Origin of the sequence: Kitasatospora sp. NPDC097643 (assembly GCF_040302625.1) — a bacterium.
Classification (GTDB): domain Bacteria; phylum Actinomycetota; class Actinomycetes; order Streptomycetales; family Streptomycetaceae; genus Kitasatospora.
This window is the reverse complement of the sequence record NZ_JBEOSA010000004.1, coordinates 196,920-206,989: the sequence shown is the minus strand read 5'-3', so window position 1 is coordinate 206,989 and position 10,070 is coordinate 196,920. Positions and strand designations below refer to the sequence as shown.

Genomic DNA, 10,070 nt, shown 5'->3' with positions numbered 1-10,070 from the left:
AAACGCTCGGCTGGGAAACTCCAGCCGAGCGCCTGCGTACACTGCTCGCGGCTTGATCAACTCACCACGTGTTGCAACGACCCTTCGAATTCGCCTCCCGTCCGGGGGCCTTCGCGTTCTCAGGCAGGGCCGCCCTCGGGCGCGGCGGCGTTGCGGCGGGCGGACTCGTTCTCCTGGGCGAGCCGGCGCAGGGCCAGCAGGGCCGGTTCCATGAGGACGGTCAGGACGAGGGCGCGTTCGGCCTGTTCGAGCGGGTCGTCGGTGCCGGAGATCCGGTCGAGATCGAGGGCGGCGGTCCGTTCCGCTAGGGCCGCGTAGGCGCTCAGGGTCGCGAGGGGGACGGGCTCGCCCAGGGAGCGCAGGCTCTCCAGGGTCTCGCCGAGGGCGGCGCGGGCAGGGGCGTACGGGGAGACCTCCCAGCCGAGTTCGGCGATCAGGGCGTCGACCTCGGCGGCGCACGGGACGGCGGCGGGCTGCGCGTTCTCGTCCGCCGGAATGGCGCCGAGCACCAGCCCGAGCAGCAGGTGCCGGTCGTCGACGTGGGCGGCGAGCGCGCCCAGCACCTCCTTGGTCGCGCTCACGCTGAGCCCGCGGACCCCGATCAGGGCACGGACCAGGCGCAGGCGGCGCAGGTGGGTCTCGTCGTACTCGGCCTGGGTGGCGGCGGTGGCGCGGCCGGGCGGCAGCAGCCCCTCGCGCAGGTAGTACTTGATGGTCGCGGTGGGGACTCCGCTGAGGCGGCTCAGCTCCGAGATGCGCACGGCTGCACCCTCGCTCTCCTTCTGGGGCTCTTCCCGGGTTCTTCCGGTCTCTCCGGAGCTCTTCCGGGTCTCTCCGGGTCTCTTCCGGGTTCGGTCGTTCCGACTCTGGCATTTGGATACCGGTACTGTCTAACATAGATAGTGCCACTACCCAATAACTGGAGGCGCATTCCCATGCCCACCCTGCCCTGGATCACCCCGAACCCCGCCGCCCCCGGCACCCGGGCCGTCGTCATGGCCTCCCGCTTCGAGGTCCGCTCGCTCGCCGACGTCCCGCGCTTCTTCGCCAAGTCGATAGCCGTCTGGCGGCAGATCGGCCGCACGCCCGGCGCCCTCGGCGCCTCACTGGTCGCCCACCCGCTGCGGCGGACCTTCTACACCCTCTCCGCCTGGGAGAGCCGGGAGGCCCTCAATGCCTTCGCCGCCGCCGAACCCCACCGCAGCGTCATGACCAGCCTGCGCGACACCACCAAGGAGTCCACCTTCACCTTCTGGCAGACGCCGGTCAAGCAGCTGCCCATCACCTGGACCGAGGCCCACCGGCGACTCGACGAGCAGCGCCGAGGGGTAGCTGACGATGCATCAACAGGGGCATAATCGAGGCTAGTTGGATCATTCCGCAGGGGGGAGTGGATGACCTACCAGCCACCCGGACCGGTCTCCCCGGCCGGCCCCTCCGCGTCCGCTGCCGAGCCGCCCCCGGCCGGGCCGTCGACGACCGGGCCACCGCCGGCGCCGGATCCACCGCCGTCGCCGTACGCAAAGTCCGAGGCCACCCGGCTGCTGTGCGCGGGCGTCCACCTCGACCCGGACCTCCGTCGGCGGGTCCTGTCCGAACTGGTCGAGCACGACGAGCGCTCGGTCGCCCCCTCGCTCGGCTTCGACCTCGTCACCGTCCTCGCGCACGCGCTCCGGGCCCGCCGGGTGGAGGCCGCCACCGGCGCCGTCCTGGCGGCGATCTGGACCGGCTTCGCCGCCGTCGTCTACCAGCCGCTGATCGCCAACGCCCCGTCCGCCGGCTACTGGTCGTCCTACCTCGACCGGGTGCGCGGCGACGGGTACGGCCACGAGAGCGGCCAGGACCTGCTGCCCGACGGCCTGTTCGAGCTCCTCGGCCGCTACACCACGCCCTACCTCGCGAACTTCGCCTTCCTGTACGCCCTGGCCTGTCTGCTGTCCTGGTACGCGAAGCCGGCGCAGGTCCGGGAGGACGCGCTGTACGCGCCGGCCTCGCCCGCCGGCCGGGGCGCCCCGGCGGCCGACCGAAGAGCCCCCGGCGGCACCCTCCAGGTGATCGCCACCCTCGTCCAACTCCTCTACTGGCTCCTGGCGTTGAGCGCCCTGATGCGGTACTCCGACGCCATCGGCGTGGTCTTCCCGGTGGCCCTGGCGGCGACGGTGTGGGCGCACCGCCTGGTGGTCGCCCGGACGGTCCGGGAGCGGCTCGACCGCACCGCGTTCGAGAAGCTTCCGCCCCTCCGGCCACCCGCCGGCCGGCGCTACCAGCGGATCGTGCACGCCGTCGCCGCCGAGCAGCACTCCCCGCTCATCGTCTACGACCCCGCCCAACCCTTCCTCGGAGCCGGATTCCCGTACCGGCCCTGGTCGTTCGTCCTGGAGCTCAAGCGCCGGACCACCGGCCCGGTCGTCGCCCCGGCCGGGGAGCTCACCGGCCGGGCCGTCCTCGACCTGATCGTTCCGCGCCTGCTGGCGCTGCGGCAGGCCACCGCCCGTACCAGCCTGGACCGGCTGCGGGAGATGGAGGTCCAGGAGGTCGTCTTCCTGCCGTCCGGCCCGCCCCGGAGCGCGGTCCACCGCGAGCCCCAGCAGGTCGCCCGCCACCTGCGGGAGGCGGTGGACGAAGGCGGCGAGCCGCGCCGGCACTACCTGCGGATCCGGGTCGGCGCCTGGGACGAGCAGGTGGTGCTCTCCGTGCTGCTCCGGGTGCACACCCAGGGCCGGCTGCTGGTGCTGGAGGTCGTGCCACACGTCCTCGGCCCGGTGCGGCGCCAGTACGGGCTGCTCGCCGACGCGGCTGCCCTGCGTGGCGTCAGGCTGCGCGGCGGACGGCCGGCGATGTCCGCGTTCACCGCCGGACCGGCCGCGCTCCGCTCGCTGCTGCGCCTCGGCACGGGGGCCGGGATCAGCGGAGCCCCGGCGGACGACGGGGTGGTGGCCGCGCGGCCGACCGTCTCGCTGCGCGAACTCGCCGGCGAGTCCACCGTCTCGCTGTTCCAGGAGCTGGACGTCAACCGGTACCTGAAAACCGTCCAGGAGCGGATCATCGCCGGCGTGCGCGAGGCGCTGCACAACGAGGGGTACGAGACCGGGCGCTTCGAACAGACCGTGGTGCAGGTGCTCAACGGCGGCATCCACATCGGGTCGATGAGCGGCGGCGCGGTCGCCTCCGGAGCGGGCGCCAGCGCCCGGCACACCACCACCGCACAACCGGACGAAGGAGGTTCGTGATGACCGACGGACAGGACGAGCAGCGGGACGAGGAGACTCCCCGGCCGCTCCCCGGCGGTGGCGGGGTGACCATCGGCCACCTCGCCGGCGGGGCCGTCGCGGCCGGTGAGCGGGCGAGCGCGGAGGACCGCTCACAGCGGTCCGGAGCGGTGGCCGTCCCGGCGGCCCCGACCGCAGGGGTGCCGATGGCGATGGCGATGCCGCCGGCCGCGCCCGGCGTGGTCGCGATCGGCACGATGACCGGCGGCGCATTGGCGAGCGGGACCGACGCCCGGGCCGTCGACTCCTCGGTGCACCTCGACCCGTCGGCCCGGCACCTGCTCGACTCGGTCCGCACGCTGCGCCGGCAACTCCCGCTGCTGGTACGGGCGGACGGCGACGGCACGGCCGAGGTGGAGCACGAGCTGGCCGCCGTCGACACCGACCTGGAACGGACCGGGACCACTCCGCGCACCCGGCTGGAGCGGCTGCTCGGCTTCCTCCGGGGCTCGGGCACGGTAGTCTCCGGTCTTGCCTCGGCGCTCGCGGTCGTCCAGGCGATCGAGCAGTTCCTGGGCTGACCGAGGTGCCCGGGGCAGCCGGCTGATCGGGGCAGGGGAACGCGGACATCGGGGGAGAGTCTGTGGACATGGAGTGGGACGCGGCACGCCAGCAGTGGGTGCCCGGGCACGGCGGGCCGAACCAACCGCCCGTCGCGCCGACGTCACTGACGCCCCAGCCGCCGTTGATGCCGCCACCGCCGCCGCTCCAGCCGCCGGTTCAGCCCCCGCTCCAGCCGCCGCTCCAGCCGCCGATGCCGTCCGTGGCGGCCCCGGATGGACAGCACCCCACGAAGGGGCGGACCCGGGCGATCGTGCTGGCGGCGCTCGCCGGAGTCCTGCTCGGCGGGCTCGCGGGCGGCGGCGGGTACCTGCTCACCCGCCACGGCGACGGGAAACAGCCGGCCGCCGCCTCCGGCCCGACCGCGCCGGCGACCAGCGCCGCCCCGGGCTCCCCGTCACCGACGGTCCCGCCCCCGGCCGCACCGGTGCCGACGGCCTCGGCCACGGCCACGGCCACCCCGACCGAGACGCCCACCCCGACCCCCACCGGGCCGCACCGCACCTTCGTCCAGGACCGGGCCGGGTTCGGCCTGCTCGTTCCCGACGGCTGGCAGCGGCGCCCCGACGACGGCGGGAAGCCCGTCTTCTACGACTCCCCGGACCGGCTCAGCCTGGTCCAGGTGATCCCGATGGGCCCCGGCGACCCGTACGCCCATGCCGTCGACACCGACGCCGACCTGGTCAAGCAGAACAGGCCCGACTACCACCGGATCCGCCTGGTACGAACCGCCGACGGCGCCGAGCTGGAGTACGCCTACACCCTGGACGGCCACGTCCGCCTGACGGTCAACCACATCCTCACCGCCCCCGACGGCAATGACTACGCCCTCCTCGTCGCCGGCCCCGAGGACAGCTGGCCGAGCACCCTCCGGAGCATCCAGCAGTCCGTGCTCAGCTCCTTCTGCCTCACCGACCACTGCCCCACCCCGCCACCCACCGGCTGACCTCAGGCGCCGCCCTCCAGGCTCGCCGCGACGGCGCCCAGCCGCCCCATCGCGTGGGCCACGCCGAGCCCGTCCATGTAGTCGCGCACGTGCACGATCCGGCCGTCCCGCACCCGCATCACCAGCAGCCCCGGCACCGCGAACGGCCTGCCCGTCGTCGCCACCGTCCCGGTCACCACCTGCTCCACGGTGATCACCTCCGGGTCCGCCCCCTGGTGCACGGCCACCTCGCGCACCTCCTCCGGCCGCGCGGGGCTCGCCCCCCACGTCGCCCGGTACCCCGCCCGCACGGCCTCCCGACCCTCGTACCGCTCGGGCACCCCGGGGAAGAGGAACGGGAACTCGTGCACGGCGTCGACGTCGTACAGATCCGCCAGGTCGTCCGCGTTCCTGTCCAGCATCGCCTGCCGGTACCGCGCCAGGATGTCGATCGGCCCGAGCCCGGCCGTGCTGGTGTCCGTCATGACGGGAATCCCTCCTCGCGCCGTCTGGGTGTCAACCTCCGGATCCCGTCCGGGAGTTCGCCCACTTGATCGCACCCTACGGGAAGCCCGGCCGGGCAGGCCGTCGGGCCGTCCTGCCGGGCTGAGAGGATGCATGGCATGAGTCTCCCCCTCCGTATCGTCCGGATCCTCGGTGACCGCCCCTTCGCCGAGGTCGGCGAGCCGGTCCTCACCGTCGCCGACGAGGGGCGCGGGCTGCTCGCGGTGGCCGGGGCGTACGAGTACGGCCGTACGGCGCCGGTGGGCGTCTACCGCACCGGGGACCTCGCCTGCCGCGCCGTACTCCGCGCGCGCTACCGGGTGCACGCGATAGCCTTCCACCCCACAGCACCGCTCCTCGCCGTCGGCAGCGGCGCGTACGACGGCGGCTACGTCTTCGAGGGCGAGCTGCTCCTGCTGGACCTGGAGACCGGCACGACCACCCCTCTCTTCGAGCACCGATACGGCCGCCAGGTCCTGGGGTTGACGTGGGTCGACGAGCAGGAGCTGCGGGTGCTGATGGCACCGCCCGACGACGGGGAGGACCGGGCGGCGTGGGTCGAGGGCTACGAGGCCGTGGTGCGGCGGCCCGACTGGCGCGCCGTACCGCCCCGCTCGCTCACCCCCCGCGACCTGGTCGGCCCCCGGGTGCCCACACCCCGCCCGGACGGCCGGGAGGACGCCCGCCGGACGGTCTCCGCGCTGAGCACCGCCTGGGACCCGCGACGGAACGTCCGCGCCGTCGAGGAACTCCCGGACGGCACGGTCCTCGCCACGCTCGACGCGGACGAGCCGGAAGCCCCCGACCGGCCCGAGTGCCCGCCCCTCGCCGACGGCATACGGCTCACCCACCGCACCCCGCCCACGTCCGACCGGGGGCCGTACGAGAGGCTCCGCGTCCGGCACGGCAGTCGGCCCTACTTCCGCGAGGCCGCGAAGATCCGCGGCAAGCACTGGCTCGTCGCCGCCCCGGAGGGGGCGAAGCCCCGTCGCCTCTTCCCGCACTCCTGGGCGCCCGGCGAGGTGCACTTCGCCGGCCCCGGCGCGGAGACCGCGGACGGCAGCCTGGTGCACGCCGGCACCGTGTACAACGGGCACGGACTACAGCCGGGCGGCTCGTTCGTCGTCCGCCGCGAGATGACCGACGGCTCACCGCGCTGGGTCTTCCGCACCGACCCCGTCGCCACCGACCTGGACACCGACCCGGACACCGGTACCGCCTACATCGCCTACCAGGACGGCGAGATCGTCGCGCTCGACCTCCACGGCGGCACCCCCCGCTGGCGCGGCCCCCTCACCGTCGCCGGCATCCCCGCCGTCCCCACCGCCCTGACCGTCCCCGCCCCCGGCCGCCTCCTCATCGGCACCTCCGACGGCCGCATCCTCGACTGCGCCACCCCCTGACCACACCCCTCCCCCTCGACCGATGAGCTGCTCTCCCCTTCACCCTGGGCGGGTCCCGACCAGCTCCAGCACGGGCGCACCGGGTGGCTGCCCCACGGGAGGTCGAGCGGGTCGACCTCCCGTGCGCGGGGTGCTCAGTGGGGTTTGCGGGTGAGGAGGGTGAGGCCGGTGACAAGGAGGGCCAGGCCGGGCCAGGCGAGGGTGGGGAGGTGTTCGTGGAGGGTGGTGAGGGCGAGGAGGGTGGCGGCGGCGGGTTCGGCGAGGGTGAGGGTGGTGGCGGTCCGGGCGGGGGTGTGGCGCAGGCCGTGGCCGAAGAGGCGGTAGGCGAGGAAGGTGGTGATCACCGCGAGGTGGAGGGTGACGGCGGTGCCCCGCAGCGAGAGCAGCCAGTGCGGGTCGGTGAGGAGGAGCACCGGCAGGACGAGGACGGCCGCTGCGCCGAACATCGCGCCCATCACCCCGGCGGAGGGGTGACCGCGGGTGATGAGCCGCCCGCCGACGAGCGAGTAGACCGCGTAGGAGAGGCCGGCCAGCGCCGCGCACAGGACGCCGAGCGGGTCCACCGCCGGGCCGCCGCCGGTGAGTTCGGGGCCGAGGACCAGGACGGCGCAGCCGAGGACGGCCGTCGCGGTGGCGCCGGCCCAGCGCGCGGTGGGCCTGCCCTGGCCGGTGAGCCAGCCGAGCAGGCCGGTGAAGGCGGGCGCGCTGCCGAGGGCGAGCACGGTGGCGACCGCGACGCCGGTGCGGCTGACGGCCGGGTAGAAGGTGACCGGGTAGCCGGCCACCGCGATGGCGCCGAGGGCGAGCAGCCGGCGCTCGCGGCGGTCGCAGGCCCGGGGCAGGGCGCGGGCGGTGCGGGTGGAGAGGAGGAGCAGCAGGCCGCCGAGGACGAGGCCGGCGGCGCCGATCGCGGCGGGCGGGGCCCCGGCGGGTGCGAGGGAGCTTGCCGTCCCGGTGGTGCCCCAGAGCAGGGCGGCGGCCAGGATGGGCAGCGGGCCGTTGAACGGGCCGGTGCGAGGGGTGGCGCGCGGGGTCGGGTGGGCAGGCGCGGAGGTGCGGTTCGGCACAGTGTCGGGCACAGTCGTGAACTTCCGTCGTCGAAGACCGTCAGGAGGACGTGGTTTCGAAACGGGCGCACGACGCGACGCCCTGGCGCCGCTACGGGCCGGCCAGGAACGCGGGGATCAAGCCACCGGAACGTGCGCCCGATCAGGCGCTGAGCGGTGGCAGAACGACGTGCCAGTACGAGTTCACGGGCCCGATGGTACCGGCCACGACCACCCGTCGTCTGCGCAGGAAGTCGGCCTGCCCGACTTCCTGCGCACTTCGAATCCCCTTCGCCGGAATCTATAGACCGACCGACATATTCTGCGCCGCACTGCCTGCCGGCCTGAGCGACGGCGGCGAGTGCGTCGAGGTGGCCCCCTCCCCGACCGCTGTTCACGTCCGGGACTCCAAGGACAAGACCGGGCCGACCCTCTCCTTCTCGCCCGAGGCGTGGTCCGCGTTCGTCGCGTTCGCGGCCGAAGCTCAAGTGCTCGCGGCCGAGTGACCCCTTAGTGGAACGGGTGGGAAACCACCTTCCAACCACCCCCGCACTCAGCCGATATGACTTATCGTCACGACTTCGCCACAGTCCGTTCCGCCGTGTAGCGTGCGCACTAACGAATCGACCCCCGCCGGTGCGCCAACACCGAACGGGGGTCTGACCAGCACGATCGAAAGAGACGTTCGGTCCTGTGGCTATCCACGACTCTACCCCCATGGCCTCGCCCGGATACGGCAAGAAGTCCGCTTCGGGGCAACGCCCCCGCGCTGCTGACGACTTCACCCACCTCCCGGCCCGGGAGGCGTACCTCGCCAGCCTGATCGACCGGCTCCCCGACGGCGCCGCCATGGACGCCAAGACCCTCGCCGCCTACAACCCCCACTACGGGCAGATGGCCGTCCGCACTGCCCTCAACCGGCTCTCCACCGCAGGTCACCTGCGGCGCATCCGCGAGCGCGTGGACGCCGAGCGCCCCCAGTGGGTGGTCCGCACGTACTTCTCCCGCACGCCCCGCAGTGACGGCTGGTGGGCCTACTTCATCGCCACCGGCGACAGCCCGGCTGCGCGAGACGAATCCGGCGAGTCAACGGAGGACGCGCCCGATCCCCCGGAGGAGCGAACGGCCGCCCCTAGCTCCCCCCACTCCCCTGCGTACGCCGCCCTCGCCGGCCTCGGCCTCGCGGACGCCCGCCTCGCCCTCTCCGCCGCCGACTGCGCGGCCCTCGAACCGCTCGCCGCCGAGTGGTTGGCCCGGGGCACCACCCTGGCCCTCTTCACAGCGGCCCTCGCCGGCGGGCTCCCCCTGGACATCCACAGCCCGGTCGGCTTCACCCGCCGCCGGCTGCTCGACAAGATGCCCCCGGAACGCCCCCTGGCCCCGCCGGCCGCGCCGGTGACCCGCATCGCCGAGTGCACCGACTGCCGCACCCCCTGCCGCCCGCACGCCCTCCTCGGCGGCCTCTGCCGCACGTGTCGGGCGGGCCACAGCGCGGTCCGCCGAACACCGCCCCCGCCCCGGCTCTCCCCCGCCGCCGTCCGCGCCCATGCGGCCGACGCCCGCAGAGCACTGCGAGGGGAGCAACGGCCGGTCGCGGCATGCCTCTGAAAAACCAGAAGCGCCCCCGCCACCAACGGTGTTACGGTCGCGAGCAGGGACCGAGCAGAGACAGGGAAGGTGAGATTGTGGCCGCGGTGATGACTGCTGCGCGCGTGCTGCGCAGCGCCCGGACGACCATCCTCACCTCCCGGGCCCTGGCCTGACCGCACCACCGTCGCGTTGTGCCGGGGCCCTTCACCCAAGGGTTTCCCATGTCTTCTTCTGCCGCCACTTCCTGGCTCACCCGTGCCGAGACCAGCGCGGACATCGCCACCGTCCAGGCCCTCACGCTCGCCGCGTTCGGCCGCCCGTACGAGGCCGACATCCTCGCCGGGCTGCGCGCCGACCAGGGCTGGATCGACGGCCTGTCCGTCGTCGCCACCGACCTGGCCGACACCCCCGTCGGCCATGTCGTGCTGACCCGCGCGTTCATCGGGGACGTCCCGGCCCTCGCCATGGGCCCGGTCTCGGTGCACCCGGATCACCAGCGTTGCGGGGCGGGCTCCGCCGCCGTGCTGGCCGGGCTGGACGCCGCCCGCGCCAGGGGCGAGCGCTTCGTCGTGCTGCTCGGGCACCCGACGTACTACCCGCGGTTCGGGTTCGTCCGCGCCTCCGCGCACGGGGTCCGGCTCTCTATCGACGCCCCCGACGAGGCGTGGATGGCGCTGAGCCTGCACGAGGGCGATCCGCTGCCGTCCGGGGTGGTCCGCTGGGCCGCCGCGTTCGGGATCTGATCACCGCTCGGTATCCGGGCAGACAGAAC

General features: G+C 74.1%; 11 protein-coding genes. 8 read left to right on the top strand and 3 right to left on the bottom strand.

Annotated features, from left to right (window positions below; translation table 11 throughout):
- Positions 1 to 119 precede the first annotated feature (119 nt).
- Positions 120 to 761: a MerR family transcriptional regulator gene (locus tag ABTY15_RS05030; RefSeq protein ID WP_350576130.1), complete on the bottom strand. Its 642-nt coding sequence runs from the start codon at positions 759 to 761 to the stop codon at positions 120 to 122.
- 174 nt (positions 762 to 935) lie between these two features.
- Between ABTY15_RS05030 and ABTY15_RS05025 the strand changes: the two genes are divergently transcribed.
- The 4 genes from ABTY15_RS05025 to ABTY15_RS05010 all read left to right on the top strand — a co-directional run bounded on the left by ABTY15_RS05025 (position 936) and on the right by ABTY15_RS05010 (position 4,776).
- Positions 936 to 1,358 (top strand): DUF3291 domain-containing protein, encoded by a 423-nt coding sequence (locus ABTY15_RS05025; protein ID WP_350576127.1) that lies wholly within the window; start codon positions 936 to 938, stop codon positions 1,356 to 1,358.
- A 36-nt stretch (positions 1,359 to 1,394) separates the two neighbouring features.
- Positions 1,395 to 3,230, top strand: coding sequence for an AbeC-like domain-containing protein (locus ABTY15_RS05020; RefSeq protein ID WP_350576124.1), 1,836 nt, complete (start codon positions 1,395 to 1,397; stop codon positions 3,228 to 3,230).
- Positions 3,230 to 3,790, top strand: a complete 561-nt coding sequence (locus ABTY15_RS05015; RefSeq protein WP_350576121.1) for a hypothetical protein — start codon at positions 3,230 to 3,232, stop codon at positions 3,788 to 3,790. Before ABTY15_RS05020 ends, ABTY15_RS05015 begins: the two co-directional genes overlap by 1 nt.
- A gap of 242 nt (positions 3,791 to 4,032) precedes the next feature.
- Positions 4,033 to 4,776, top strand: a complete 744-nt coding sequence (locus tag ABTY15_RS05010; protein WP_350576118.1) for a serine/threonine kinase C-terminal domain-containing protein — start codon at positions 4,033 to 4,035, stop codon at positions 4,774 to 4,776.
- 2 nt (positions 4,777 to 4,778) lie between these two features.
- Here ABTY15_RS05010 and ABTY15_RS05005 read toward each other — a convergent pair whose 3' ends face one another.
- Positions 4,779 to 5,240, bottom strand: coding sequence for a nuclear transport factor 2 family protein (locus ABTY15_RS05005; RefSeq protein ID WP_350576116.1), 462 nt, complete (start codon positions 5,238 to 5,240; stop codon positions 4,779 to 4,781).
- Between the two features lie 138 nt (positions 5,241 to 5,378).
- Here ABTY15_RS05005 and ABTY15_RS05000 point away from each other — a divergent pair, with 138 nt between their 5' ends.
- The gene (locus tag ABTY15_RS05000; RefSeq protein WP_350576113.1) at positions 5,379 to 6,662 is read left to right on the top strand and encodes a hypothetical protein; all 1,284 of its coding nucleotides are present in this window, start codon (positions 5,379 to 5,381) and stop codon (positions 6,660 to 6,662) included.
- 134 nt (positions 6,663 to 6,796) lie between these two features.
- Here the strand turns inward: ABTY15_RS05000 and ABTY15_RS04995 are convergent, their stop codons facing one another.
- Positions 6,797 to 7,741, bottom strand: a complete 945-nt coding sequence (locus ABTY15_RS04995; RefSeq protein ID WP_350576111.1) for a DMT family transporter — start codon at positions 7,739 to 7,741, stop codon at positions 6,797 to 6,799.
- A 266-nt stretch (positions 7,742 to 8,007) separates the two neighbouring features.
- Between ABTY15_RS04995 and ABTY15_RS04990 the strand changes: the two genes are divergently transcribed.
- The 3 genes from ABTY15_RS04990 to ABTY15_RS04980 all read left to right on the top strand — a co-directional run bounded on the left by ABTY15_RS04990 (position 8,008) and on the right by ABTY15_RS04980 (position 10,041).
- Positions 8,008 to 8,214, top strand: a complete 207-nt coding sequence (locus ABTY15_RS04990) for a DUF397 domain-containing protein (protein WP_350576177.1) — start codon at positions 8,008 to 8,010, stop codon at positions 8,212 to 8,214.
- A gap of 211 nt (positions 8,215 to 8,425) precedes the next feature.
- Positions 8,426 to 9,316 carry a hypothetical protein gene (locus ABTY15_RS04985; protein WP_350576108.1) on the top strand — a complete coding sequence of 297 codons (891 nt, stop codon included), beginning with the start codon at positions 8,426 to 8,428 and terminating at the stop codon, positions 9,314 to 9,316.
- 203 nt (positions 9,317 to 9,519) lie between these two features.
- Complete coding sequence (locus ABTY15_RS04980; RefSeq protein ID WP_350576105.1) at positions 9,520 to 10,041, top strand: GNAT family N-acetyltransferase; 522 nt, start codon at positions 9,520 to 9,522, stop codon at positions 10,039 to 10,041.
- Positions 10,042 to 10,070: the final 29 nt, after the last annotated feature.